This window comes from Sphingobium chungangianum (assembly GCF_977014255.1).
Window position 1 is genome coordinate 2925001 of the sequence record NZ_CDRNIV010000006.1, and the last position, 24855, is coordinate 2949855.

24 protein-coding genes (1 of these 24 only partly in view) are annotated in these 24855 nt (G+C 62.3%); 12 read left to right on the top strand and 12 right to left on the bottom strand.

The genetic code is table 11. The annotated features are described in order from the left end of the window. Positions 1–19, bottom strand: the beginning of a protein-coding gene (locus tag ACWNC0_RS21530; RefSeq protein ID WP_449474478.1) for a CBS domain-containing protein. Its footprint begins 410 nt before the window's first position; the window shows 19 of its 429 coding nt (coding positions 1–19); its start codon is at positions 17–19; the stop codon falls past the left edge of the window. A gap of 75 nt (positions 20–94) precedes the next feature. Here ACWNC0_RS21530 and ACWNC0_RS21535 point away from each other — a divergent pair, with 75 nt between their 5' ends. Both ACWNC0_RS21535 and ACWNC0_RS21540 read left to right on the top strand, forming a co-directional pair. After that, the gene (locus ACWNC0_RS21535) at positions 95–394 is read left to right on the top strand and encodes a hypothetical protein (protein ID WP_449474479.1); all 300 of its coding nucleotides are present in this window, start codon (positions 95–97) and stop codon (positions 392–394) included. Continuing rightward, positions 387–764, top strand: a complete 378-nt coding sequence (locus ACWNC0_RS21540; protein WP_449474480.1) for an acyl-CoA thioesterase — start codon at positions 387–389, stop codon at positions 762–764. Before ACWNC0_RS21535 ends, ACWNC0_RS21540 begins: the two co-directional genes overlap by 8 nt. Before the next feature lie 90 nt (positions 765–854). On the opposite strand, the gene ACWNC0_RS21545 is transcribed toward ACWNC0_RS21540, so the two are convergent. From ACWNC0_RS21545 to hisS, 4 genes are all read right to left on the bottom strand, one after another. Continuing rightward, positions 855–1637 (bottom strand): DUF4167 domain-containing protein, encoded by a 783-nt coding sequence (locus tag ACWNC0_RS21545; protein ID WP_449474481.1) that lies wholly within the window; start codon positions 1635–1637, stop codon positions 855–857. 351 nt (positions 1638–1988) lie between these two features. Next, positions 1989–2816, bottom strand: a complete 828-nt coding sequence (gene prmC / locus ACWNC0_RS21550) for a peptide chain release factor N(5)-glutamine methyltransferase (protein ID WP_449474482.1) — start codon at positions 2814–2816, stop codon at positions 1989–1991. Next, a complete protein-coding gene (prfA, locus tag ACWNC0_RS21555) occupies positions 2813–3904 on the bottom strand; it encodes a peptide chain release factor 1 (protein ID WP_449474483.1) in 1092 nt (363 codons plus the stop codon). The genes prmC and prfA overlap by 4 nt, the downstream gene beginning before the upstream one ends. After that, the gene (gene hisS / locus ACWNC0_RS21560) at positions 3904–5166 is read right to left on the bottom strand and encodes a histidine--tRNA ligase (RefSeq protein ID WP_449474484.1); all 1263 of its coding nucleotides are present in this window, start codon (positions 5164–5166) and stop codon (positions 3904–3906) included. The genes prfA and hisS overlap by 1 nt, the downstream gene beginning before the upstream one ends. 153 nt (positions 5167–5319) lie before the next feature. On the opposite strand from hisS, the gene ACWNC0_RS21565 reads away from it, so the two are divergent. Both ACWNC0_RS21565 and ppa read left to right on the top strand, forming a co-directional pair. Then, the gene (locus tag ACWNC0_RS21565; RefSeq protein WP_449474485.1) at positions 5320–7233 is read left to right on the top strand and encodes a M61 family metallopeptidase; all 1914 of its coding nucleotides are present in this window, start codon (positions 5320–5322) and stop codon (positions 7231–7233) included. Between the two features lie 40 nt (positions 7234–7273). Further along, positions 7274–7816 carry an inorganic diphosphatase gene (gene ppa, locus ACWNC0_RS21570; RefSeq protein ID WP_449474486.1) on the top strand — a complete coding sequence of 181 codons (543 nt, stop codon included), beginning with the start codon at positions 7274–7276 and terminating at the stop codon, positions 7814–7816. Between the two features lie 178 nt (positions 7817–7994). On the opposite strand, the gene yczR is transcribed toward ppa, so the two are convergent. Both yczR and ACWNC0_RS21580 read right to left on the bottom strand, forming a co-directional pair. Further along, complete coding sequence (gene yczR, locus ACWNC0_RS21575) at positions 7995–9458, bottom strand: MocR-like transcription factor YczR (protein WP_449474487.1); 1464 nt, start codon at positions 9456–9458, stop codon at positions 7995–7997. Positions 9459–9542: 84 nt separating this feature from the next. After that, positions 9543–10004 carry a hypothetical protein gene (locus ACWNC0_RS21580; RefSeq protein ID WP_449474488.1) on the bottom strand — a complete coding sequence of 154 codons (462 nt, stop codon included), beginning with the start codon at positions 10002–10004 and terminating at the stop codon, positions 9543–9545. Between the two features lie 86 nt (positions 10005–10090). Here ACWNC0_RS21580 and gyrB point away from each other — a divergent pair, with 86 nt between their 5' ends. Continuing rightward, positions 10091–12598: a DNA topoisomerase (ATP-hydrolyzing) subunit B gene (gyrB, locus tag ACWNC0_RS21585; protein WP_449474489.1), complete on the top strand. Its 2508-nt coding sequence runs from the start codon at positions 10091–10093 to the stop codon at positions 12596–12598. Positions 12599–12654: 56 nt separating this feature from the next. On the opposite strand, the gene ACWNC0_RS21590 is transcribed toward gyrB, so the two are convergent. Genes ACWNC0_RS21590 through ACWNC0_RS21600 form a run of 3 tightly spaced genes read right to left on the bottom strand, consistent with a single transcriptional unit; the run spans position 12655 to position 14838 of the window. Next, a complete protein-coding gene (locus ACWNC0_RS21590) occupies positions 12655–13962 on the bottom strand; it encodes a pilus assembly protein TadG-related protein (RefSeq protein ID WP_449474490.1) in 1308 nt (435 codons plus the stop codon). Positions 13963–13978: 16 nt separating this feature from the next. Continuing rightward, positions 13979–14386 (bottom strand): TadE/TadG family type IV pilus assembly protein, encoded by a 408-nt coding sequence (locus ACWNC0_RS21595; protein ID WP_449474491.1) that lies wholly within the window; start codon positions 14384–14386, stop codon positions 13979–13981. Continuing rightward, entirely contained in the window at positions 14383–14838 is a 456-nt protein-coding gene (locus ACWNC0_RS21600) for a TadE/TadG family type IV pilus assembly protein (protein WP_449474492.1), read from the bottom strand. The genes ACWNC0_RS21595 and ACWNC0_RS21600 overlap by 4 nt, the downstream gene beginning before the upstream one ends. Positions 14839–15087: 249 nt before the next feature. Between ACWNC0_RS21600 and ACWNC0_RS21605 the strand changes: the two genes are divergently transcribed. Further along, positions 15088–15579: a membrane-like protein gene (locus ACWNC0_RS21605; RefSeq protein ID WP_449474493.1), complete on the top strand. Its 492-nt coding sequence runs from the start codon at positions 15088–15090 to the stop codon at positions 15577–15579. On the opposite strand, the gene ACWNC0_RS21610 is transcribed toward ACWNC0_RS21605, so the two are convergent. After that, positions 15576–17987: a ligase-associated DNA damage response DEXH box helicase gene (locus tag ACWNC0_RS21610; protein ID WP_449474494.1), complete on the bottom strand. Its 2412-nt coding sequence runs from the start codon at positions 17985–17987 to the stop codon at positions 15576–15578. The genes ACWNC0_RS21605 and ACWNC0_RS21610 overlap by 4 nt on opposite strands. Positions 17988–18149: 162 nt before the next feature. Between ACWNC0_RS21610 and ACWNC0_RS21615 the strand changes: the two genes are divergently transcribed. Beyond that, the gene (locus ACWNC0_RS21615; protein ID WP_449474495.1) at positions 18150–19475 is read left to right on the top strand and encodes a cystathionine gamma-synthase family protein; all 1326 of its coding nucleotides are present in this window, start codon (positions 18150–18152) and stop codon (positions 19473–19475) included. After that, positions 19472–20407, top strand: coding sequence for a 2-hydroxyacid dehydrogenase (locus ACWNC0_RS21620; RefSeq protein ID WP_449474496.1), 936 nt, complete (start codon positions 19472–19474; stop codon positions 20405–20407). The genes ACWNC0_RS21615 and ACWNC0_RS21620 overlap by 4 nt, the downstream gene beginning before the upstream one ends. A gap of 58 nt (positions 20408–20465) precedes the next feature. Here the strand turns inward: ACWNC0_RS21620 and ACWNC0_RS21625 are convergent, their stop codons facing one another. Then, positions 20466–21140: an HAD family hydrolase gene (locus tag ACWNC0_RS21625; RefSeq protein ID WP_449474497.1), complete on the bottom strand. Its 675-nt coding sequence runs from the start codon at positions 21138–21140 to the stop codon at positions 20466–20468. Positions 21141–21238: 98 nt separating this feature from the next. On the opposite strand from ACWNC0_RS21625, the gene ACWNC0_RS21630 reads away from it, so the two are divergent. The 4 genes from ACWNC0_RS21630 to ACWNC0_RS21645 are packed head-to-tail and all read left to right on the top strand — an operon-like array spanning position 21239 to position 24813. Next, on the top strand, positions 21239–22348 hold the full coding sequence (locus tag ACWNC0_RS21630; protein ID WP_449474695.1) for an MlaE family lipid ABC transporter permease subunit: 1110 nt from the start codon (positions 21239–21241) through the stop codon (positions 22346–22348). After that, on the top strand, positions 22348–23220 hold the full coding sequence (locus ACWNC0_RS21635; protein WP_449474498.1) for an ABC transporter ATP-binding protein: 873 nt from the start codon (positions 22348–22350) through the stop codon (positions 23218–23220). The genes ACWNC0_RS21630 and ACWNC0_RS21635 overlap by 1 nt, the downstream gene beginning before the upstream one ends. A 4-nt stretch (positions 23221–23224) precedes the next feature. Further along, positions 23225–24187 (top strand): MlaD family protein, encoded by a 963-nt coding sequence (locus tag ACWNC0_RS21640; RefSeq protein WP_449474499.1) that lies wholly within the window; start codon positions 23225–23227, stop codon positions 24185–24187. Positions 24188–24198: 11 nt separating this feature from the next. Continuing rightward, complete coding sequence (locus ACWNC0_RS21645; RefSeq protein ID WP_449474500.1) at positions 24199–24813, top strand: ABC-type transport auxiliary lipoprotein family protein; 615 nt, start codon at positions 24199–24201, stop codon at positions 24811–24813. The last annotated feature ends 42 nt before the right edge of the window (positions 24814–24855 follow it).

The following is a 24855-nucleotide window of genomic DNA, read 5'->3' on the forward strand; positions in this document are numbered from 1 at the left end:
GAATCGCGGTGATCGTCATGCCCCGTCTCCTTGCCGTTCAGACATTATGTCTCAGTCCCTTGATGATCCCACTTTCGTTCCCCAAAGAAAAGAGATGAGAAACAAACAGGGCCTCGATGATCCTCTGATTGCCGCAACCGCATGGGGACGGTTCCGCCGCATCATGTTTTGGATGGCAATCGGTGGCGCGCTGTGCGTCGGCGTTGCGCTTGTCTGCTTGCGGATATGGGCTGGACCGATGCCGTTGCACATGGTTCTGGCCACCATCATCGGGGTCTGGTTGACCTTCATGCTGGGGACCGGATTGATGGCGCTCGTGTTCCTGTCGAGCGGGACAGGACACGACGATCAGGTCATGGACCCGCTGAAGGACGAGGTGTCGATCGATGACTGAAAAAAGGGGCGAACTGGTTCTGCGGGTGGTTCCCGGCATCACCCAGATCAATACCAACGGCCATATTTTTGGCGGGTGGATATTAAGCCAGATGGATATTGCGGGCGGCATCGTAGCGGGCCGACTGGCCGAAGGCGCGGTGGCGACCGTCGCGATCGATGGGATGAAATTCATATCGCCGATGCTGCTGGGCGATATTGTGACAGTCTATGCGCATGAGGAACGCCGCGGGCGGACCTCGATGGGCATTCGTGTCGATGTGGTGGCGACGCGCGGCGCGGATCAGCAGCAGATCGACCTTACCAGCGGCCTCTTCACCTTCGTCGCGCTGGACGACCAGCATCGGCCCCGGGTTTTGCCCACGCGCTGAATTGCCACTGGTGGAATATGAAAAAGGGAGCGGCGCGAACGCCACTCCCTTTAATTCTATCCCGCCGCCTGTCCGAGGCAGAACGCTAGATCATTCCGCCGCTTCGGCAGCCGGGCGCGCACGACGAGTGCGCTTGCGCGGCGCTTCCTCTGCGGCTGGCTCGCTGTCATTGTCGGCACGAGCGATCGACGGCGGCAGGACGGAAAGATCCAGTCCTTCGCTGCCCTCTGACTTCGCTGTGTCAGCCTTGCGGGGGCGGCCCCGGCGGGCGCGGGGCGCTTCAGGCGCTGCCGCAGCTTCCGCCTCGGGCTGAGGCGCGGGCGAACGCTCCACCACAGGCGCGGGAGCTTCCGGCGCTTCCATTTCCTGTCGTTCGGCTGCTTCATAGGCAGGGCGGTCCCGGCGCGGCCGATCCCGACGATTCCGGTCGCGATTGTCCTGCTGGTCACGCGGCTGATCCCGGCGACGATCGCCTTCATAGCCACGCTCGAAATGCTGCTGCTGCTGCGGCTCGCCACGATTATCATCGCCCGCATATTCCGGAGCGTCAAAATCATCGCCTTCATAATCGCCATTGTCTTCCGGTCGGCGGTAGCGCTGCTGCTGCTCCTCCTGCCGGGCGCGATTGTCGGCCAGCACGCGGAAATAATGATCGGCAAACTGCAGATAATATTCCGCATTAACCCGGTCGCCCGCCATCTGGGCGTCACGAGCCATATTCTTGTATTTTTCCAGAAGCTGGACCGCGTTGCCGCGTGCGCGGTTGTCAATCCGGTTGCCGCTATCGCCACCGCCCCGGTTACCGCCGCTGGGACGTCCGTTATTGTTGTTCCGGCCGCGATTCCGGCGACCGGCCTGCCTGTTGTTGATCAAGGCCTGGTCCTTGCGTTCACTTTGCCATCATTCACTGAAATCATCAGTCAGTCGCTATCCTAAAGCACAGCCTGCTCATCAGGCCGGGTAGGGCTCCGCCGGACAGGGGCTGCGCGACAGCCCTTGCCCTTACGCTGCCAGAGGCGCCTGCGCAGCAGCGCCGTCGTGACTTTGAAGGAGCGGGAAAACGGCCTTTTCTCGGCTAAGCCCACAGGGCAGATCCTCAGGATAATGCCGTCCCTGCTCCTCATGTAGTGTCTTTGGCGGGATAAACCAAGCGAATTTCACTTGCGCCCGAGCAATTCCGGCGCGTGCGGTTCGCAGGCTGATCAGCACGAGGATCAGGAGCGCTCAAAGCTGTGGAGAACGAGTAACGATCAGGCAACGGTCATGTCCCGCCATGTCCTTGCGCATGGCCACGCCAAGTCCCTGTTCCTGAAGCAGGGCGGACACGCTTTCTCTCTGGTCATGACCGATCTCGATCGCTGCCATGCCGCCTTCGGCCAGCAGCCGGGCGATCATGGGCGCGATACGCCGATAGTCGTCCAGGCCGTCGACACCGGCAAAGAGGGCGCTTGCGGGTTCATGCAACACATCGCCCGCAAGGTCGGCGTTGCTTTCAATATAGGGCGGGTTGGCCAGGATGAGGTCGAACCGTTCAGCTATCCCCTCAGCCCAGTCGCCCAGTTGAAAGGCCGCGCGCCCGGCAAGCCCGAGATGTTCGGCATTGGCCCGGGCAACGGCGAGCGCGGCGGTGGAGCTATCCACGCCGATGCCCGTCGCCTGCGGCCAGTGATCCAAGGCCGCGAGCAGCAGCGCGCCCGATCCGGTGCCAAGGTTCAGGACGCGTGCCGGTGCGCGGCCTTGGAAATGGTCAATCGCGGCCTCGATCAGCGTTTCGGTGTCCGGGCGCGGGATCAGGACATCGGGCGTCACCCGCAGGCTGATCGTCCAGAAATCGCGCACTCCGGTGATGTAGGCGATGGGTTCGCCTTCAATCCGTCGATCAATCAGCGCGCCAAAGCCGGAAGGCACCGTGAGGTCTTGCTGGCGAAGTAGCAATTCATTGCGACTGATGCCCAGCGCATGGGCGAGGAGCAGTTCCGCGTCGAGACGCCCTGTATCACTGACATTTTGGAGCCGGGCAGCCGCATCGCGAAGCGCCTGGGCGATGCTCACCCGATGCCGTCCAGTTGAGCGAGGCGCGCGGCCTCATCCTCGGCGATCAACGCGTCGATGATTTCAGCGAGCCCCGGCCCTTCCAATATTTCCGGCAGCCGGTGCAAGGTTAGGTTGATGCGGTGATCCGTCACGCGGCCCTGCGGGAAATTATAGGTGCGAATGCGTTCGGACCTGTCGCCTGACCCGACCATCGCCTTGCGCGCACCCGCTTGCTCGCTCTGCGTTCGTTCCCGCTCCGCTTCGTAAAGCCGGGCGCGGAGAACCTGCATGGCCTTGGCCTTGTTCTTGTGCTGCGATCGTTCGTCCTGCTGCGTCACCACGATGCCGCTCGGCAAGTGCGTGATACGCACGGCGCTGTCGGTCGTGTTCACATGCTGCCCGCCTGCGCCCGATGCCCGGTAGATGTCGATCTTGAGGTCGCCGTCGGCGATCTGCACATCGACCTCCTCTGGTTCAGGCAGCACCGCGACGGTCGCGGCAGAGGTGTGGATACGCCCACCGCTTTCGGTGACGGGCACGCGCTGCACGCGATGGACGCCGCTTTCGAACTTGAGCTTGGCAAAAACGCCGATGCCGTTGATGCTGGCCACGACTTCCTTGAAGCCGCCGACTTCAGCGGCATTGGCGGAGATCATCTCCATCTTCCAGCCCTGTGCATCAGCATAGCGCTGATACATGCGGAAAAGGTCACCGGCGAAGAGCGCCGCCTCATCACCGCCCGTTCCGGCGCGAATTTCCAGCATGGCCGGGCGCGCGTCGGCGGCGTCGCGGGGAAGCAGTTGAAGTGCCAGGGCGCGTTCGGCATCCGGCAGCTGACTCTTGATCAGCTGCATTTCCTCCTGCGCCATCTCGCGCATCGCGGCATCCGCCTCGGCACCATCGCCGCCCGCCATATATTCGAGCGCCTGAAGCTCCTGCCGAAGCCGCCGCACCTCATGGGCGGCGCGGGCTACCGGCTCGATCTCGGCATATTCCTTGGACAGCCGCACGAACTCCTCGGGCGCGAGGTCGGCGCGCGTCATCGACGCCTGCACCTCGTCCCGGCGCGCCTCGATTTGCGCGATGCGTTCGGCGGAGATTTGCATCAAAGAGCCGTCAGCTTCCCGACTAGATCGGCCAGCGGCACGGCCTGCTGTTCACCCGAACGCAGGTCGCGCAAACCCGCTTCGCCACGAACCAGTTCATCGTCGCCGATGATGACCGCCCAAGCGGCACCCGAAGCATTGGCGCGTTGCATCCGCTTCTTCATATTCCCCCGAAAACCCATGTCGCACATAATCCCGGCGCGGCGAAGATCAGCGACCAGGCCAATCGCCTTCGCTTCTGCCGCCTCGCCCAGCGGGATCATGACCACTGCGGGCGCGGAAGGTTCCGGCGCATCGATCAGCATCGCAAGCCTCTCTATCCCCGCAGCCCAGCCGACGGCCGGGGTCGAGGGACCACCGAGATTTTCGATCAGCCCGTCATAGCGGCCTCCGCCCAGCACGGTGCCCTGCGCGCCCAGCCGATCGGTGATGAACTCAAAAGCGGTGTGACGGTAATAATCGAGGCCGCGTACCAGACGCGCATCGCGTTCCCACGCCACACCCGCCGCATCAAGGCCCGCCGTCACCTTGCCGAAGAAGTCGCGCGCTTCATCGGTCAGATAAGCGTCGATATCCGGCGCGCTGTCCGCCACGGGGCGGTCGCGCGGGTCCTTGCTGTCGAGGATGCGTAGCGGATTGCGATGCAGACGGTCGAGACTGTCCTCCGACAGCTGATCGCGATGCGCCTCGAAATGGGCGACCAGCGCGGCGCGCCACGCGTCACGGCTGGCCGCGTCCCCCAGCGTATTGAGGTTCAGAGTGACGCCATCGGATACGCCAAGCTCGCGCAGCAACTGGTCGGCAAAGACCAGCAATTCGACATCCGCGCCCGGCTCGCCCGCGCCGATGATCTCGGCATCCAATTGGTGAAACTGGCGGAAACGGCCCTTTTGGGGGCGCTCATAGCGGAAGAGCGGTCCGTGGGTGGCCACTTTGAGCGGCGAATATTGTTGCCAGCCTTCGGTAATATAGGCGCGCGCGATCCCAGCGGTAAACTCGGGACGCAGGGTTATACTGTCGCCGCCACGATCATCGAACGTGTACATTTCCTTGGAAACGACGTCGGTGCTTTCGCCAAGCGACCGGGCGAACACCGCCGTTGCTTCGAAGACCGGCACTTCAACGCGATGAAAGCCATAGAGCCTGCGGACCCGGTCAAAGGTCGCGACCACATGGGCGAAACGTTCCTGGAACGCTTCCGCCGTGCCCCCCAGCATGTCTTGCGTGCCGCGCACCGGGCGCGGGGTTTCAATTTTCGCCATGGGGATGCGCCTTTAACGGCAAAGAAGGCTCAAGGAAACGCGCTTTTTTTGTCAGATAATTTCATAGCTGTTCTTCGCGGTGGACGCATAGATTTTGGTTCGTCATGCTGAGTTCATGAGGCAATTCCTGCCAGGTCTTTCTCGGAGACAGCCATGATCCGCAGCCTTGCTGCCGCTTTCCTGCTTTCCACAGCCATCATCACCCCGCTCGCCGCTCAGGATGCCGTAAGGTCACGGCCCGCTGCCCTGCCGGTGAATGACGCCAGCCCCGCGCCGCGCGACATCCCCTACCCCGGCGGCACCATCCGGCTGGAGGTGGACGCGACCGACACGACTCAACGAATCCTCCGGGTGAAGGAGCATATCCCCGTCGCGTCGAGCGGGCCAATGACCCTGCTGGTGCCCGAATGGCTGCCGGGCAATCATGCGCCGCGTGGCCAGATCGAGAAGATCAGCGGCCTGACCTTTACCGCCGATGGCAAGCCGGTCGGCTGGAAGCGCGATCCGCTCAACGTCTACGGATTCGTCGTCGACGTACCGCAGGGCACGCGAGAAATCACCGCTTCCTTCCAGTTCTTATCAGCGACGCAGTCCAGTCAGGGGCGTGTCGTCGTCACGCCCAAGATGCTGAATATCCAATGGGAGTCGGTCTCGCTCTATCCCGCAGGCTATTATACTCGGCAGATTTCGGTTCAGGCCACGGTGACCTATCCCGATGGCTGGCAGGCGGCCACCGCGCTGCGCGGGCGGAAGACCGGATCGACCGTCGCTTATGAAACGATCGACTATGAAGCATTGCAGGATTCGCCGGTATTCGCCGGGCGTTATTTCAAGCCGGTGGACCTGGGCCATAATGTCACGCTGAATATCGTCGCCGACGATGCCGACGAATTGGAGGCAAAGCCAGACCAGATCGCCAAGCACAAGAAGCTGGTCGATGAAGCGGGCGCCCTCTTCGGCACCTATCATTTCGATCATTATGACTTCCTGTTCGCCATCACCGACGAAATGGGCGGCATTGGCCTGGAACATCACCGATCTTCGGAGAATCAGGTCGAGCCGGGCTATTTCAAGAAATGGGGGGATGGCGAAGCGCTGCTCGATCGCAACCTTTTGCCCCATGAGTTCACCCATAGCTGGGACGGCAAATTCCGCCGCCCGGACCTGCTGTGGACGCCCGATTTCAACGTGCCGATGCAGGACAATCTGCTGTGGGTCTATGAAGGGCAGACGCAATTTTGGGGCTATGTGCTGGGCGCGCGGTCGGGCCTGTTTTCCAAACAGGAGACGCTGGACGCCTATGCTCATATCGCGGCCAAGCTCGACACGACGCGCGGGCGCGAGTGGCGGCCGATGGAGGATACCACCCACGATCCGATCATTTCCGCTCGCCGTCCCAAGGGCTGGACGAGCTGGCAGCGGTCGGAGGACTATTATAATGAAGGGCTGATGATCTGGCTGGAAGCGGACGCGATCATCCGCAGGCAGACGCGCGGGGCAAAGGGCCTCGACGATTTCGCCAAGGCTTTCTTTGGCATCAACCCCGGCGATTGGGGTCAGGTCGTCTATAATCGCGACGATGTCATCAAGACGCTGAACGGGGTTGCGCCCTATGACTGGACCGGATTCTTCGCGCGATATGTCGATAGCACGACGCGCGAGACGCCCAAGGGCGGCTTTGCCATGGGCGGCTACAAGCTGGTCTATGGCGACACGCCCAACGCCTTCACCAAGGCGGCCGAGGGCAAGAATATCGACCAGAGCTTCGGCGTTGGCCTGATCGTCAAGGGCGACGGCGAAGTCTCCAACGTCGTCTGGGACAGCGCCGCGTTCAAGGCGGGGCTGGCGGTCGGCACGAAGATCGTCGCGATCAACGGGGACGAATATTCGGGCGAGGTGTTCAAGGCAGCGCTGAAGGCCGCCAAGCCGATGCAGATCATCGTCAAGCAGGACAGATATTACCGCACTTTGACGCTCGCTTATTCCGGCGGCCTGCGCTATCCGCGCCTCGAAAAATCAGGAGAGGGTGAAGGCAGCCTCGACCGGCTGCTCAAACCAAGGACATAATCACCCGCAACGCCAATTTGCATCAAAAGGCTTGAAGTCCATGAATATCGAACTGATCCCGGTTGGGGACGATCCGCCCAACAGCCTGAACGTCATCATCGAAGTGCCGATTGGCGGCGAGCCTGTGAAATATGAATTCGACAAAGCGTCGGGCGCACTGTTCGTCGATCGCATCCTGCATACTCCGATGCGTTATCCGGCCAATTACGGTTTCGTGCCGCACACCCTGTCGCCCGATGGCGATCCGCTGGACGCTCTGGTCATCGCCCGCTCGCCCTTCGTGCCGGGATCGGTCGTGCGCGCTCGTCCCATCGCCGTGCTCAATCTGGAAGATGAAGCGGGTGGCGACGAAAAGCTGGTCTGCGTTCCCGACAACAAGACCTTCCCCTATTATAGCGACGTCGATGAAAAGGACGACCTGCCCGGCATCGTGATGGAGCAGATCGAGCATTTCTTCACCCACTATAAGGATCTGGAAAAGCAGAAGTGGGTGCGCATCGGCACATGGGGCGGCGCGGAAGATGCGCGCCGCATCACGCTGGAAGCGATCGAGCGCTATCAGGCTGACAAGAAGGCCGCGTAAGCGCCGTCGAGAGAAATAAGGGGCCGCGCGGGAGATGTCCTGCGCGGCTTTTTTGTTTGGTTGATTCCGTCATGCTAGCGAAAGCTGGCATCTCAGGAGGGGGCGCGCGAGCAGGCCCGAGATCCCAGCCTGCGCTGGGATGACGTTTTGGGCAGAGGGAGTCTGCGCCTCTCTCCCATCAAATCAGCCGATCCGCCTCCAGCGCCGCCGCCAGCGAATCACGGCCGCGCGGCAGGCGGGCATGCAGCCGTGCATCAGCCTCGGCCAGCCGCTCGACCCCGATCGTCAGTTGCTCCTCCGGCAATGTGAAGGGCAGGCGCAGGAAGCGTTCGAACGCGCCGCTGACGCCGAAGCGCGGGCCGGGTGCGACGCGCACCCCATGACTTTCCGCTATCGCAGCAAGCGCCGTTGCCTCGGCGCGCGGTAGCTCGGCCCAGAGCGAGAGCCCGCCCGCAGGCGATTCGACACGCCAGTGCGGCAGATGCCTGTCGATCTCGCTGATCAGATGATCCCGGCGGGAACGCAGCAGATCTGCCCGCGGCCCCAATCCCTCATCACTGTCGATCAACTGCGCGACGGCAAGCTGCTCCACCACCGGACTGGCCATGTCCATCGTCGTGCGCAGTCGGCCGAGCGCCGCGATCGTCTGCGGATCGGCGCGAATCCAGCCGACGCGCAGTCCGCCCCAGAAGATCTTGCTCGCCGATCCCATGGTGATGACCTGGCGCCCCGACGGGTCATGAATCGCCACCGGTGGCGGGGCGGGAAAGTCGAGCCCCATCGCCACCATGGTTTCATCGATAATCAATGGCGTGTGCGTACGCGTGGCCGCTGCGACCAAGGCGCGCCGGGTCGCCGGGTCCATGCTGCGCCCGGTCGGGTTGTGAAAATCCGCGATGACATAGGCAAAGCGCGGGCTTGTCTGGCGGAATGCGGCCTCCATGGCGTCAATATCCCACCCTTGCGCGGGAAGGCCAACTGGCACCGGCACGACATGCGCGCGCTGCAACGCCTGAATGACATTATGATAGGTGGGGTGGTCTATCACGGCCCGGTCGCCCGGCCCCGTCAGCCATTGCAGCAATAAGGCAAAGCCCTGCTGTGCGCCGTTGGTGACGATGATCTGGTCAGGGCTGGTGGGGCAGCCGCGCCGTTCGAACTGCGCGGCGATCGCACGGCGCAGCGGCGGTAGGCCGAGCGGATCATAGCCGAGGTCGCCCAGAAAGGCCGGCAAGGCTTCAACCGCCGCCTGGCAGGCGCGCCCTACCCCCGGCGCGGCGGGCAGTGCGGCATGAGTCCAGTTGAGGATCTTCCCGCCAATGGGCAGGTCCAATTCAGGCGGTTCGGGATGTATCCGGCCGGGCGGCAGACGCGTGACGCTGCCCGAACCCTGACGGCTTTCCAGATAGCCCTCATCACGCAACCGGTCGAACGCAGCCGCGATCGTCGTCCGGCTGAGGCCCAGCGCGGCGGCCAGTTCCCGTTCGCCCGGCAGGCGCACGTTCAGCCCTACCCGCCCATCCAGCACCAGCATGCGCAGCGCGTCAGCCAGTTGGCGATAGGCGGGTTCGGCGCTCTCGGCGACCCGCCAAACGCCCAGCAATCGAAGCAGCGAGGGCGGACGAAGAGCAGAATTGGACATGGAACCGACTCTTTCCGATCAGAAACAGAAGTCCACTTAGAAACCACAGGCCATTTTGTAAAAGGCCAATATATCTTCAGCGTATCAACCGGCCACCAACCGGATCGACGCGCTCGACACCCAGCCGCTAAGGCACGGCCCGGCATAGGCTTGCTTCCGGTCAACCGGCTCGGACAGGCCGCAATCGGTCGGTGGCTGCGGCACGACGACCACCCCAAGCCACTTTTGGTCCAGACTGCGTGTGCATACGAGGGCTCTCGCCCCTTCCGCCAGACGTCCGACCTCCTGCGCCTCGGCAAAAGGCGCAGCACGGATCGCCAGGCCCTGAGCGCCGACGCGCACCGCCTGCCCCATGGCGGCACAGGCATCCAGTCGCGGGCCATCCTCGCCAATGGTGACAGGGCGTGTGATCTTCGCTCCCAACTGGGTTTCGGGCATGTCATCGCGCGGTGCTCCGGCGATGGAGCTGTTGGGCAACTGCTCCAGCACATCACTGCTATCGGAACAGGCGCCAAGCATCAGAAACAGGGGGATGATAGCGCGCATGCGCCCCTGATAGACCGGCCCATCCTCAAGCGGAAGTCGGCATGTTTCGCTTTAGTTTCTTTGGGGCTTTCCCTATATGCTCAGGCATGAGCGAGGAAAGTCAAAACAGCCCCAACACCAACGCCTATGGCGCCGACAGCATCAAGGTCCTGAAAGGCCTGGACGCCGTGCGCAAACGGCCCGGCATGTATATCGGCGATACCGATGATGGCTCGGGCTTGCACCATATGGTGTTCGAGGTCAGCGACAACGCGATCGACGAGGCGCTGGCCGGACATTGCGACCGCATCCTGATCACGCTCAATCCCGATGGGTCGGTCAGTGTCGAAGACAATGGCCGCGGTATCCCTACCGACATTCACAAGGAAGAAGGCGTTTCTGCGGCCGAGGTCATCATGACCCAGCTGCACGCGGGCGGTAAGTTCGAGAACACGTCCGACGACAATGCCTACAAGGTGTCGGGCGGCCTGCACGGCGTGGGCGTGTCGGTCGTGAACGCGCTCAGCGAATATCTGGACCTCAACATCTGGCGGGACGGCAAGGAGCATTATATGCGCTTTGCCTATGGCGATGCCGTCGCACCGCTCAAGGTCATTGGGGACGCTCCCGAAGGCAAGAAGGGCACGAAGGTCACCTTCCTTCCCTCGACCGAAAAGGCCCCCGGCGACGGCGGCACCTTCAAGAACCATACCGAGTTCGACTTTGAAAAGCTGGAGCATCGCTACCGCGAACTGGCCTTCCTGAACTCCGGCGTGCGACTGTTTCTGGCAGATGCTCGGCATGAGGAGAAGAAGGAAGTCGAACTATTTTATGAGGGTGGCATCGCGGCCTTCGTCAAATATCTTGATCGCAACAAGACACCGCTGATGCCCGATCCGATCGCGATTTCGGGCAGCCGCGACGACGTGACCATCGACGTCGCGCTGGAGTGGAACGATTCTTATTATGAGAACGTGCTCTGCTTCACGAACAACATCCCGCAGCGTGACGGCGGCACGCACCTTGCGGCCTTCCGCGCGGCGCTGACCCGGACCCTCAACAATTATGCCGACAAGTCAGGCATGTTGAAGAAGGAGAAGGTGTCCCTGACCGGCGAGGACATGCGCGAAGGCCTGACCGCGATCGTGTCGGTGAAGCTGCCCGATCCCAAATTCTCGTCCCAGACCAAGGACAAGCTGGTCTCCTCCGAAGTCCGTCAGCCGCTGGAAAGCCTGATGGCCGACAAGATGGCGGAATGGCTGGAAGAGAATCCGGGCCATGGCAAGATGATCATCCAGAAGGTGATCGACGCCGCCGCCGCCCGTGAGGCCGCGAAGAAGGCGCGCGAACTGACCCGGCGCAAGGGCGTGATGGACATCGCCTCCCTGCCCGGCAAGCTGGCCGATTGTCAGGAACGCGACCCCGCTAAGTCCGAACTCTTCCTGGTCGAGGGCGATTCGGCAGGCGGTTCGGCCAAGCAGGGGCGCAACCGGCATAATCAGGCGATCCTGCCTTTGAAGGGCAAGATCCTGAACGTCGAGCGCGCGCGCTTCGACCGGATGCTGTCGTCCAAGGAAGTCGGCACGCTCATTCAGGCGATGGGCACCGGCATCCGCGACGATTTCAACCTGGAAAAGCTGCGCTACCACAAGATCGTCATCATGACCGACGCCGACGTCGATGGCGCGCATATCCGCACGCTGCTGCTGACCTTCTTCTACCGCCAGATGCCGCAGATCATCGATGCCGGGCACCTCTACATCGCCCAGCCGCCGCTCTACAAAGCGACCCGGGGCCGTTCAGAAGTTTACCTGAAGAATGAAGCGGCGCTGGAGCAGTATCTGGTCGACAATGGCGTTGATTCCATGGCGCTGGAAACGACCGGCGGCATGCGTTCGGGCGAAGACCTGCGTTCGCTGATCGAGCATGGCCGCCGGATGCGCGCAGTGATGCGCTATGTGCCGCGCCGCTACAATCCTGCCATTATCGAGGCGCTGGCCATCAACGGCGCGCTTGATCCTGAACTCGGCCATGACGCGCAGGCAGAACGGCTGACGGCGACCGTCAAGTGGATGGACGCGCAGGATGACGAGGGCCGCTGGAGTGGCCGCATCGCCGAAGAGGGCGGTTTCCATTTCGAGCGGCTCTGGCGCGGCGTGACCGATCACCACATGATCGAACATGGCTTCATCGGTTCCGCCGAAGCGCGCAAGCTGCACTCCATCGCTGCCGAGGAAGCCGACAGCTTTCGCACCACCAGCCGACTGGTCACCGCAAAGGCGGCCGCTGCCGCCGAAGAGGCGGGGGAAGACGATCTGCCGGTGGTATCCAAGGGCGCGGTCGTCGTCACCCGGCCCAGCGAATTGCTGGAAGCGGTGCTGACGGCAGGTCGCAAGGGCCTTGCCATTCAGCGTTACAAGGGTCTTGGCGAGATGAATGCCGAGCAGTTGTGGGAAACCACGCTGGACCCCGACAACCGCTCGATGCTGCGCGTCGAGGTTGAGCAGGCGGACGTCGCCGACGAGATCTTCACCCGTCTGATGGGCGATGTCGTCGAACCCCGGCGCGAGTTCATTCAGGACAATGCGCTGAACGTCGCCAATCTGGACGTCTGATCCTGGTAGAGTGAAGCGGCTCTTACAGCCGCTTCAACTTATCAGCCGGACAGCGGTCAACGACCATTTGGACGCTCCCCCGGGGGGTCGCATGTGTTCGTGATCGTCGCGTTTCCGCTGAAGGACAGGCGCAGCGCGACCATCTGGAAGCAGGTGAGCGACATGCCCGATGTGCCGTTGAAGGTCAGCGTATCGTTCGGGAAATAGAAGGCGCCACTGAGGGTCGAATTGGAATTGCCGTTGACCTGGCAGCACTGATTGCTCGCCGCCGCCCTGCTGTCCCGATAGATGGTGATGCCGCTATAGGTGCCGCTGGTGGATTGAGAAAGATCGACCTCCGCTCCACCGTTGATATCCATCGTCGCGAAACTGTTCGCGTTATTGGGCGTCGTGCTGGTCAGCACGAAAGTGCAGCCCATGCAGGTAAGATGGCCCTGAGCGCCAACTTGCAGGCCCGCATTATTCGCCCCATTGGCCAGGTAGTAGACGCCCGGCTTCAGCGTCAGGGTGCCTTGGACATTGATCGTTCCATAGCAGCCAGGCGGATAAAGAGACCCACTAATATCATTAACCGGCGGATCGCTCGATGCGATGCTTATGACATTCCAATTGCTGCCGTTCTTGCACTTCCCATTGGAAACATCGTTGGTGCTCGGGTCAAGATTGGTGCCCGCAAACGGATCGGTCAGCGCTGCATGATTGGGCATGAGCATGGTGCCAGCGGCATAGGCGGTAGATGAGGGGATTCCACCCATAGCTACGATGGGCGAAACCTTCACGGTCGGCTGGCCGTTCACGTTCACCGCATTGCTGCTGATCGAATTGGTGCCCGCGCCGCATCCCAGATCGAGTGTCGAGTTGCCCGCAAAGGTGATCCCGGTGTTGTTGCCACTCTCCTTGGCAAGGAAACAGACCTTGCCATCGGAAACCACCGCCGCCCGCGCCTCAGCGGCCACGGTGGACGTGGACATGCCAAACAGGGCCATCAAGGCCGTGGGCTGAGTGCTGGCCAAACGAACATACATTGCCGAGGTGTAAGTGGTGCCACTACTGGTAGTATAAGCCCCCGGCGTGATCGTAGAGGTGGCTCCCGGGACAAGAGCATTCTGTGTCAGCGCCTTGTTCGCCTGAGCGGTGGCCGCACTGTTACCCTGACTTTGATAGAGCGAATAGGCGCCTGCCATCGCCGCGGAGTCGGCCTCCCGCTGCAATTCCCGCTTCACATGCGAAAGCTGCATGGTGTGGACGCCAAGCCCCGCCGCGCCGATCATGACGGGAAGCGCCAGCGCCGTCAGCATGAGCGCATTGCCCCGCGCGTCGGACCAAAGCGTGCGAAGACGGGACAAGCAATTGAGCAATGGCATCGTCAGCTCCTCGGCTTTAGCTCGTGACATAGGCTCTGCGCGTTTCGGACAGCGCGATCGTCTTGCTGCCGAGCAGAAAGTTGATGGTGACATTGTAGCCCATCGTTATGGTGACATAGTTGGGCTTCGAACTCGTCGTGAACGTGACGGTCGGCGCAACGATGTTGGCCGAGTTCATCCCGAACTGCTTTGACGCTATTCTTGCCTGTATGTCGGCCTCGCTCGGCTTTGGCCACGTCGTTGCATAACGCGCGGCATCCTCGACAGTGCTCCTGAGCCCAGCCTGCGCATAAAAGAGTATCCCGAGCGCCGGAATCCCGATCAGCATGCCCAGCAGGACAGGCGCTACCAGCGCGAATTCCAGCACACCGGCGCCACGGCAATCGCACGCAAGCTGATGGAGAAGGCGAAAAAGCCGTGTCATTGGATTCTCAGGACTCCGGTCGCGGAAATCGGCACGACGCCATTCGAGTTGGCCAGCATCTTCGCCAGCGAACCGAGCGCAAAGGATGGCGTGAAGGTCGTTGAAATCTGAATCTGCGTGTAGCGAGCGGTTTCGCCGGAGGCGCAGGGGTTGGCATTGGTGGTCCAGGTTGTCGCCGTGCCCCCGCACTCAAGTGTCTGGGTGACCGTCACGGCACTGGTCGGCACATTCGCCTGCGCTGCCGCCTGCGCCTGAATGTCGGTTGCGACAACGTCCGTGCCGCCCATCCATGACATCTCCAGACCGCGATTGACGGCTTGTTGGATTTTCATCTTAGCCGCGCCGTAACGGGCCGCATCGACCGTGCCCATGAGGATGATGGCCAGGAAAGGCGCAACCAGCGCCGTTTCAACAAGGGCGATGCCTGATGTCTCGGCCCTGAACCTGGCCAAAAGTGCCCGGAGAGACGCCCGATCGGCGGCAGACGTGGGACAACGCGGCGAATCAGCGCTCGCCTCGCTGCACGACAATCGGCCAAACATAGAAGGACGCATTGAAAATCCCCTTCGCTCGGGGATTTTCTACTCAACACATGCTGTTCATTTGCCTAAACAACATGGTTAATCATCTGCTAAGATGCTGTTTATGCTTCGGTATATATCCGAGGGTATATTAATTAACAGTAAAGAGGCGAGGGAAATATGAAGGCATGGCTGTTCGTTGCAGGCGCTCTTCTGCTCGCGGGTTGCGGCCGGAAGGAAGACATGGGTGAACATCGTGCGAAAGATACGCCAGTCGCGGAAACGCCCATTTTGAACCAGCAGGCGGATCATGACGAACCAGCAAATGTCGCTGACGCGCCAACCCCGCAACCTCCCCCGGAAAGAGTGAACACCGCACCGCTCAGCAACGAAACGCGCTATCGCGCTCTGGGAACCGAACCCTTTTGGGCGGTAACGGTCAAAGGCTCGGTTGCCACGCTGGAGCGCCCGGACAAGGCGCCCGTTCATGTCTCCGTCAACCGGACGGATGACGGTCGCGCCGTGCGGTATCTGGCGGACGGATTTTCGATGACCGTGACGGACGGACCATGCAACGACGGCATGAGCGACGCACATTGGGCCGATCGCGTAGCACTGTCTTTTGGCGAAGGAACTTTGAAGGGCTGCGGCGGAGTGCGCGAGGACTTCTAATCCGTCCGCATCGCCTCTGCCACCAGCGCCTCCGCCTCCATCAGCAGGGCATCTTCGGCCGCTGCCTGCGCGACCTGTTCGCGGCCGATCAGGATCAGCACCGGCACCGCCAGCGGGCTTACTCTATCCAGATCGATATGCAGCATCGTTGCCGATGCCCGATCGATCAGGTCTCCCAGCCGCCCGACATCCGTCATGCGCGCGCGGGCATCGGCCCAAGCCGCCTTCAACAGCAAATGATCCGGCTGATATTTACGCAGCACGTCATAGATGAGATCAGTCGAGAAAGTGACCTGTCGCCCGGTCTTTCGCTTGCCAGGATGCTGACGCTCGATCAGGCCAGCTATGACCGCGACGTCCCGGAAAGCGCGCTTCAACAGGCTCGATTGTTCGACCCATTCGACAAATTCATGATCCAGAATGTCGGCGGAAAACAGGCTCTGCGGGTCCGTCACGGGTTTGAGCCCGTAGACGGCGAGCGCATAGTCATTGGATACGAAACCCAGCGGCATCAAACCCTGCGCATCCATCCGGCGGGTGAGCAGCATGCCCAGCGACTGATGCGCATTCCATCCTTCAAAACTGTAGCAGATCAGATAATGCCGCCCTTCATGCGGGAAGGTTTCAATCAGCAGTTGCCCCGGCTCAGGCAGGGCGGAGCGATATTTCTGCACCTCCAGCCACTCCCGCACATCGTCAGGAAAGCGGTGCCATTCCTCCGGCTCGGCCAGGAAGTGCCGCACACGATCGGCGAGCCGCGTGGACATTGCCATGCGCGTGCCACCCCAGGCGGGCACCCGCGCCTGCTTCGACGTCGCCCGCACAACCAGGTCGGTGACATCCATCCGCACCACCTCCAGCGCGAGGCCGGAAAAGAAGAAGCTGTCGCCGGGTCGCAGCGTCGCGGCGAAACCCTCCTCCACTGTGCCGAGCTTGCGGCCATTGGCGAAACGCACGTCCAGCACCGGCTGGTCGACGATGATCCCGGCATTCATACGATGCTGCTGAATGAAGCGCGGGTGCGACACGCGCCATATCCCGTCCGCATCGTGGGTTAGTCGCTTGAACCGGTCATAAGCGCGCAAGGCATAACCGCCCCCTTCGATGAAGTGCAGGACGTTGGCAAAGCCCTCATCGGTGAGCGCACTATAGGGGGTGGCTGATCGGATTTCCTCCAGCAACTCTTGTTCCGCGAACGGCGCGGCGCAGGCGAGCGCCATCACATGCTGCGCCAGAACGTCAAGGCTGCCGGTACGAAAGTCATCGGCATCCCGCTCCCCCGCCTCCACGGCGTCAAGCGCAGCCCGCGCCTCAAGATATTCAAAACGGTTGCCGGGAATGATGATGGCTTCGCTTGGCTGGTCCAGCCGGTGATTGGCGCGACCGATGCGCTGGAGCAGGCGGGACGATCCCTTGGGCGCACCCATCTGGATCACGCAATCGACATTGCCCCAATCGACGCCCAGGTCGAGGCTCGCGGTCGCGACGAGCGCGCGAAGCCTGCCATCGGCCATCGCATTTTCCACCTTGCGCCGGGCCTCTACCGACAGGCTGCCATGATGGATGCCGATGGGCAGGTTCGCCTCATTCGCGGTCCACAATTCCTGGAAGATCAGCTCGGCAAGCCCCCGCGTATTGCAAAAGACCAGCGTCGTCTGCCGCCGCTCGATTTCGGCCATGACCTGCTTTGCGGCATATTTGCCGGAATGGCCCGACCAGGGGATGCGCCCTTCCGGAATGAGGATCGCGACCTCGGGATCAGCGCCCTGCTCGCCCATGACCGGCGTCACACTGTTGATGTCACCGTCGGGCGCGAGCCAGGCCCGATAGGCGTCGACATCCGCCACGGTCGCGGATAGCGCGACGCGGCGCAGTCCGGGATTGATCCTCTGCAACCGCGCGAGCGACAGGCTGAGCAAATCGCCGCGCTTCTGGGTGGCGAAGGCGTGGACCTCATCAATGATCACCGTCTTGAGCTGCCCGAACATCAGGAAGCTGTCGGGATAGCTCAAGAGCAGCGATAGCGATTCAGGCGTGGTCAGCAATATCTGCGGCGGCCGCGCCCGCTGCCGCGCCTTGCGATCCGAAGGCGTGTCGCCCGTGCGCGTCTCGACCCGGATCGGCAGGTCCATCTCCTCGATCGGGGTAAGCAGATTGCGGCGCACATCGACCGCCAGCGCCTTCAGCGGCGACACATAGAGGGTGTGGAGACCCTCGGCCGGTTCTTCGATCAGGTCGGCAAGCGTAGGCAGGAACCCCGCCAATGTCTTTCCCGCCCCTGTAGGCGCCACCAGCAGCGCATGATCGCCGACACGTGCGGCTGCCAGCATGTCCATCTGATGACGACGCGGCGACCATCCGCGCGCGGTGAACCATTGCTCCAGCGGTTCGGGAAGGCGTTGGTTCATATCGATAGATGTAGGAACGCGCGCAGCCCCTGTCACGATCCCCGCGCGATGTCATGGCGATAACATAATTGCCGGAATGGCTGATCTCTTTCCCCTCGAAAGGCGTTACACTCCTGGCATCATAAAGAGGCGGCAAAGGCCGCAAACGCAGGAGAAACAGCGATGACCGGCGAGACAGAGGCCGACCTTTCAGGTGCCGAGCCCCCGCGCAAGCGCCGACGCGCCAAGCCAGCGATCATGGAGATCGGTGGGCGCAAGCTGAAGCCCGCGACGCTGATGATGGGACATGGCTACGACCCGATGCTGTCGGAAGGATCGCTCAAGCCGCCCATATTCCTCACCTCCACCTTCGCTTTCGAAAGCGCCGCCGCAGGCAAGCGGCATTTTGAAGGCGTCACCGGGATCAGGCCCGGCGGCGCGGAAGGGCTGGTCTATTCCCGCTTCAACGGCCCCAATCAGGAAATCGCCGAAGACCGGCTGGCCGTGTGGGAAGAAGCGGAAGACGCCCTGCTTTTTTCCAGCGGCATGTCGGCAATCGCGACCACGCTGCTCGCCCTCGTCCAGCCCGGCGATGTGATCGTCCATTCCGCGCCGCTTTATGCCGCGACCGAATCGCTGATCGGCCGCATTCTCGGCAAGTTCGGGGTGCAATGGCTCGATTTCCCGGCCGGTTCTACGGAGGAGGAAATCAGCGCGGTTATTGAACGGGCAAAATCGCTCGGCCGCGTCGCGCTCATCTATCTGGAGAGCCCGGCCAACCCCACCAATGTGCTCGTGGATGTGGAGGCGGTCGTGGCCCGCCGTGACCATCTCTTCGCCGGAGAGGCCCATTTGCCTCCGGTCGCGATCGACAACACCTTCCTCGGCCCGCTCTGGCACCACCCGCTGGCCCATGGCGCGGACCTCGTCATCTACAGCCTCACCAAATATGCGGGCGGCCATAGCGACCTTGTGGCGGGCGGGGTTCTGGGGCCAAAAGACCTCATCAACACCATCCGGCTGATGCGCAATACGATCGGCACGATCCTCGACCCGCACAGCGCCTGGATGCTGCTCCGCAGTCTCGAAACGCTGGAGTTGCGCATGAGCCGGGCTGGCGAAAATGCGGCGAAGGTCTGCGCCTGGCTGAAAGACCAGCCGCAGGTGGAAAAGGTCGTCTATCTTGGTTTCCCCGAAACGGAACGTCAGGCGGACATCTACAACCGCCACTGCACGGGCGCGGGATCGACCTTCTCGCTTTATCTGAAGGGTGGCGAGGCTGAAGCTTTCGCCTTCCTTGATGCGCTGAAGATCGCCAAGCTGGCCGTCAGCCTTGGCGGCACGGAGACGCTCGCCAGTCACCCGGCGGCCATGACGCACCTGTCCGTGCCCGCCGAGCGCAAGAAGGCTCTGGCGATCACCGACAATATGGTGCGCATCTCGATCGGCTGCGAGGATGCCGATGATCTGATCGCAGACTTCGCGCAGGCGCTGCAGGCCGTGGGATGAGCGGCAGTCGCCCTGTTGTCCTGGTTGGACAGCCACTGCTGGCGCCGTTGCTGAATATCCTTTCACCCTTCTACGACGCCCGGCCGCTGTGGGAGGAGGAGGCCCAGCGGCAAGCCGATGCCAAGGCCATAGTTTGGGCTGGCGAATTCCCGCTTTCCGTTGCGCTGCTCGACGCCATGCCGCAGCTCCGCCTCATCGCCTGCTTCACCGTCGGCTATGACGGCATCGATCTGGAAGAGGCGGAAAGGCGCGGCATAGCCGTCACGCATGGCGCGGATGCCAATGCCGAGGACGTTGCGGACCATGCGATCGGCCTGATGCTCGCGCAGCGGCGTGCGATCGTAGAAGGCGACCGGCAATTGCGCGCGGGCCTTTGGACAGCAGAATCAGACCGGCTTACCCGTTCCATGAATCAGGCCCGGCTTGGCATCGTCGGTATGGGGCATATCGGGCAGGCTGTCGCCCGGCGAGCGGAAGCGATGCGGATGCAGATCGGCTGGTGGGGTCCGCGCGACAAGCCCGGCTTGCCCTGGCCGCGATCCGAAAGCTTGAAGGCTCTGGCACAGGACAGCGACATATTGCTGGTCGCGGCCCGCGCCGACAGCAGCAATCGTGGGATGATCAGTGCCGGCGTCATGGATGCAATCGGTCGCGACGGGCTGCTCGTCAATGTCGCGCGCGGGCATTTGGTGGATGAAGAGGCCTTGAGGGGGGCTTTGCGTCAGGGAAGACTGGGCGGAGCGGCGCTGGACGTGTTCCAGCAGGAACCTACCCCCGCCGACCTCTGGAAGGACATGCCCAACTGCGTCCTGACACCACATATCGGCGGGGCCACGCAGGAAGCAGTCGCGCGCATGGCGGCGATGGTGTTGGCGAATCTGGAAGCCTTCTTTGCCGGAAAAGCTCTACTCAACCGGGTCGGTTTTCACTGAGCCTGCATCTAGAGCATGATCCGAGCCAGCAGATGATGCCATCTGCTTCGAAAATGTTCTACGCCCAGTCCACCCGCGTCCACCCGCGCTTCGCAGCCAGCTTGGCGAGCGGCTTATGCGGATTGGAAGCGAAAGGCATGTCGGCGAATTCCAGCATGGGCGCATCGGACACATGGTCGGAATAGGCCCGGATCTGCGCATGGTCACGGTCGATCGCTTGCGCCGCCATCCACGCCTTGATCATCCGCAGCTTGCCGGTGTCGTAGCAATTCTCGCCCGCGATCTTCGCGCGCACATAACGCAGGTCCTGGCTCAAATGGTCGGTCGCGATCACCGCGTCGAACCCCAGCCTGCGGGCGATCGGCTCCACATACAGGCGGTAGGATGCGGTGGCGAGCACCAGCCGGTATCCATCGGCCCTGTCCCTTGCGATCTGGTCGAGGGCGCCCGCGCGGACATTGGTCGCGACGACCTTGGCCGCATAGCTTTCGACATGTGGCATCAGCCTGGCGCGCTCGACATTGAAACCGATCATCAGCGCCTGATTCAGCTCCTTCAGCCGCTGCCGACTGATGAGCCTCATCACATAGGCGAGCATCAGCAGGATGACGCAGGGCAGCAGCACCAGCCGCCATGGCGCCAGGCCTTTGGAAACATGTATCAGGAAGCCAGTATAGGTGCCCGAAAAGGTCACCGTGCGGTCCATATCGTATATTGCCAGACGGTGCGTCATGCCGTTTCCGAAACTTTTGCGCCTTGCTATCGTTCTACCGTGCGGATGGGCCGTTTCGGCTTGCCGTGCAACCGATAATGGACCACTAAACCGCCTTGATGAACAAAGCCGCCGATCTTGCCGAAGAAACGCGCGATGGCGGTGCTGTCATTCGGCTTCTCGGGCATTTTTCCATTGCCTGCCTGGGCGATCTGCCCGCCCGCCTCGACGCGGTGTCGGGGCCGGTCGCTGCCATCGACCTGTCCGGCATCGACCATATGGACACGATCGGCGCCTGGACGGTCCACCGTACCGCGAAAAGGCTGAGGTGCGAGCTTACCGGCGGCAATGAAGATGCGCGACGCCTGATCGAGGCCGTGGGCAAGCTGGACGAGCCGGTCAACATCAGGCCCGACTATGTTCCCCCGTTGCAGCGCGTGGTCGGCCAGATCGGCGAAGCGGTGGTCAACTCCTTCACGACGCTTCTCGGCCTCCTCGGCTTTTTCGGCGCGACCTTGGTCGCAAGCTGGAACGTTATCCGGCATCCCAGCAAGTTCCGCGTCAACGCCGTGGTGCAGAGGTTCGAGGTCGTCGGCGTCTCCGCGCTCGGCATCATCGGCCTCATGAGCTTCCTGATCGGGATCGTCATAGCCCAGCAGGGATCGGTGCAGTTGCGCCAGTTCGGCATGGAGATGCTGACGATCAACCTCGTCGGCCGCCTGACCTTCCGCGAACTTGGTGTTCTGATGACGGCGATCATGGTCGCGGGCCGATCCGGCTCAGCCTTCGCCGCGCAGCTCGGCACCATGAAGCTGACCGAGGAAGTGGACGCGATGCGCACCATCGGCGTGTCGCCTATGGAGGCGCTGGTCCTCCCCCGGACGCTGGCGGTTGTCATCATGATGCCGCTGCTCGGCTTCTATTCCTCCATCGTCGCGGTAATCGGCGGTGGGTTCCTGTGCGCCGTCTCGCTGGACATCCCGCCGATCACCTTCATCCAGCGGTTGCGAGAGGTGGTGCCGATCACAGACCTTTGGGTTGGCCTGCTCAAGGCCCCCGTCTTCGGTATCATCATCGCGCTTTCCGGCTGCTTCCAGGGGATGCAGGTGAAGAGCAACGCTGAGGAAGTCGGGCTGCGAACCACGGCTGCCGTTGTCCAAGCGATCTTTTTGGTGATTGTGATCGATGCGTTTTTCGCTGTCTTCTTCACTTGGCTAGGGTGGAACTGATGGCCGAGGAAGAAGAAGCGGCCGCCGAAGAGGCGCGCGTCGACAATGCCGTCGCAAAAAGCGAAATCGCCATCTCCGTCCGGGGCCTCAAGAACAGCTTCGGCGATCAGGTCGTGCATGAAAATCTCGACCTCGACGTGCGTAAGGGCGAGATATTGGGCGTCGTCGGCGGCTCGGGCACCGGCAAATCGGTATTGATGCGCTCGATCATCGGCCTCCAGACACCTGACGAAGGCGAAATCCACGTATTTGGCGAATCGATGGTCGGCCGCCTGGATGACGAGGCGCTGGCCATCCGCAAGCGTTGGGGCGTGTTGTTCCAAGGCGGCGCGCTCTTCTCCACCCTTACGGTGGCTGAAAATGTCGAGGTGCCGATCCGCGAATATTATCCCAATATCGGGCCGCAACTGCGCGACGAGATCGCCGCCTACAAGATCCGGCTGACGGGTCTCCCCGCCGAAGCTGGTCCTAAATATCCCGCCGAGCTTTCAGGCGGCATGAAGAAGCGGGCGGGCCTAGCCCGCGCGCTGGCGCTCGACCCCGACCTGCTGTTTCTTGACGAACCGACTGCCGGACTCGACCCGATCGGCGCAGCGGCGTTCGACGATCAGACGCGCAAGCTTCAACAGACGCTTGGCCTCACCGTCTTCCTCATTACCCATGACCTCGACACGCTATATTCCATCTGCGACCGCGTAGCGGTGCTGGCGGACAGAAAGGTCATCGCGGTCGGCACCATTGATGAGCTATTGGCGACCGATCACCCCTGGATTCAGGAATATTTCAACGGTCCTCGCGGCCGCGCCGCCACGGCGGCCGTGACCCGCGAACGGGAAAAGACGGCGGCACAGCCATCGGACGGAAGGCGATAATATAATGGAAACCCGCTCCAACCATGTGCTGGTGGGCACGGTCACATTGCTGCTGCTGGCGGCGATCATGGTCGCCGCCTTCTGGTTCTCTCGCCTCTCCGAAGGCGACAACATGGAATATGACATCTTCTTCAAACAGTCGGTGAACGGCCTCGCCAAGGGGTCGAGCGTCAATTATTCCGGCGTTCCTTCCGGACAGGTCGAAAAGATCGAGCTGTGGAAACGTGACCCCAGCTTCGTAAAGGTGCGCATCTCCGTGAAGGAAGGCACGCCCGTTCTTCAAGGCACCACCGCCACCATCGCGGGCGTCGGCTTCACCGGCGTCAGCGAGATCGTGCTGGACGGCGCCGTAAAGGGTGCGCCGCCCATCGGCTGCCCTGAGGAAAATCCCCTGTCCGCCTGCCCTGACGGCATTCCGGTCATTCCGACCAAGCCAGGGGCGCTTGGCGAACTGTTGAACAACGCGCCGCAACTGCTGGAGCGACTCTCAACCCTGACCGAGCGTCTAACCGAACTGCTGAACGACAAGAACCAGCAATCGATCGCGGGCATCCTTGCCAATGTCGAGCGCGTGTCGGGCGCCCTCGCCGATCGCAGCCCGGAAATTGCAGCCACCCTTGCCGAAGCGCGCATCGCGGTCCAGCGCACGGGCATCGCGGCGGAACAGATCGGCAAGCTCGCCGCGACCACCGACTCGATGCTGACCGACGAAGGCAAGCCGCTGATGGCCGACTTGCGCAAGAGCGTGCAGTCCGCGACCCGCAGCATCGAAACGCTCGACAAGACGATCGCCGAAGCACAACCGGGCGTGCGTGCGTTCAGCAACCAGACCATGCCTGAAGTCAATCAGCTGGTCCGCGACCTGCGGGAAATGTCGCGCGCCTTCCGCGGCGTTGCCGAAAAACTCGATCAACAGGGCGCGGGGTCGATCGTTGGATCGCCCAAACTGCCCGATTACAAGCGATGAGAGGGACCGCGATGACGTTCCACAAGAAACCTGCCGCCCTTCCCATCATGCTGGCGCTCGCCGCGACGCTGTCAGGCTGCGTTTCCTTCGGCGGGAAGCCGCCGGAACGGCTGCTGTCACTCGACGCGGCGCAGAAGGTCACTCCTGGCACGCTCCGCAGCGCGACCGCGGGGACAACCATCACGGTTGCCGATCCGGAGGCGCCCAAGCTCCTCGACACCGTACGCGTTCCGGTGCGCACGTCGCCCACATCGATCGCCTATGTCACCAAGGTGCAGTGGGCCGACACGCCGCGTCACCTGTTCCAGAAGCTGCTGTCCGAAACCATCGCCGCCAGCAGCAACCGCATCGTGCTCGATCCCGGTCAATATTCGGCCGATGCGGGCCAGCGGCTGATGGGTGACTTGGTCGATTTCGGCCTAGATGAAGCGAGCAACAGCGCCGTGGTCACCTATGACGCTATCCTTGCGGGACCGGGCGGCACCGCGATCGCGCGCCAGCGGTTCACGGCGAGCGCCCCCATAGGCGGCAAGATCGATGCGACGACCATCGGCACTCCGCTCAACAGCGCGGCCAACAAAGTTGCTGCCGACGTCGCGGCATGGCTGGCGGCCAGCGGGCGCTGAGGGACGATAGGCCATGCCGAACCTGTATCGGCATGGCGAATG

Coding starts and splice junctions, on each gene's coding strand:
- ACWNC0_RS21535 (WP_449474479.1), top strand. CDS start 95: ATGAGAAACAAACAGGGCCTCGATGATCCTCTGATTGCCGCAACCGCA.
- ACWNC0_RS21540 (WP_449474480.1), top strand. CDS start 387: ATGACTGAAAAAAGGGGCGAACTGGTTCTGCGGGTGGTTCCCGGCATC.
- prfA (WP_449474483.1), bottom strand. CDS start 3,904: ATGCAAATCTCCGCCGAACGCATCGCGCAAATCGAGGCGCGCCGGGAC.
- hisS (WP_449474484.1), bottom strand. CDS start 5,166: ATGGCGAAAATTGAAACCCCGCGCCCGGTGCGCGGCACGCAAGACATG.
- ACWNC0_RS21565 (WP_449474485.1), top strand. CDS start 5,320: ATGATCCGCAGCCTTGCTGCCGCTTTCCTGCTTTCCACAGCCATCATC.
- ppa (WP_449474486.1), top strand. CDS start 7,274: ATGAATATCGAACTGATCCCGGTTGGGGACGATCCGCCCAACAGCCTG.
- yczR (WP_449474487.1), bottom strand. CDS start 9,458: ATGTCCAATTCTGCTCTTCGTCCGCCCTCGCTGCTTCGATTGCTGGGC.
- ACWNC0_RS21580 (WP_449474488.1), bottom strand. CDS start 10,004: ATGCGCGCTATCATCCCCCTGTTTCTGATGCTTGGCGCCTGTTCCGAT.
- gyrB (WP_449474489.1), top strand. CDS start 10,091: ATGAGCGAGGAAAGTCAAAACAGCCCCAACACCAACGCCTATGGCGCC.
- ACWNC0_RS21590 (WP_449474490.1), bottom strand. CDS start 13,962: ATGCCATTGCTCAATTGCTTGTCCCGTCTTCGCACGCTTTGGTCCGAC.
- ACWNC0_RS21595 (WP_449474491.1), bottom strand. CDS start 14,386: ATGACACGGCTTTTTCGCCTTCTCCATCAGCTTGCGTGCGATTGCCGT.
- ACWNC0_RS21605 (WP_449474493.1), top strand. CDS start 15,088: ATGAAGGCATGGCTGTTCGTTGCAGGCGCTCTTCTGCTCGCGGGTTGC.
- ACWNC0_RS21610 (WP_449474494.1), bottom strand. CDS start 17,987: ATGAACCAACGCCTTCCCGAACCGCTGGAGCAATGGTTCACCGCGCGC.
- ACWNC0_RS21615 (WP_449474495.1), top strand. CDS start 18,150: ATGACCGGCGAGACAGAGGCCGACCTTTCAGGTGCCGAGCCCCCGCGC.
- ACWNC0_RS21620 (WP_449474496.1), top strand. CDS start 19,472: ATGAGCGGCAGTCGCCCTGTTGTCCTGGTTGGACAGCCACTGCTGGCG.
- ACWNC0_RS21625 (WP_449474497.1), bottom strand. CDS start 21,140: ATGACGCACCGTCTGGCAATATACGATATGGACCGCACGGTGACCTTT.
- ACWNC0_RS21630 (WP_449474695.1), top strand. CDS start 21,239: ATGAACAAAGCCGCCGATCTTGCCGAAGAAACGCGCGATGGCGGTGCT.
- ACWNC0_RS21635 (WP_449474498.1), top strand. CDS start 22,348: ATGGCCGAGGAAGAAGAAGCGGCCGCCGAAGAGGCGCGCGTCGACAAT.
- ACWNC0_RS21640 (WP_449474499.1), top strand. CDS start 23,225: ATGGAAACCCGCTCCAACCATGTGCTGGTGGGCACGGTCACATTGCTG.
- ACWNC0_RS21645 (WP_449474500.1), top strand. CDS start 24,199: ATGACGTTCCACAAGAAACCTGCCGCCCTTCCCATCATGCTGGCGCTC.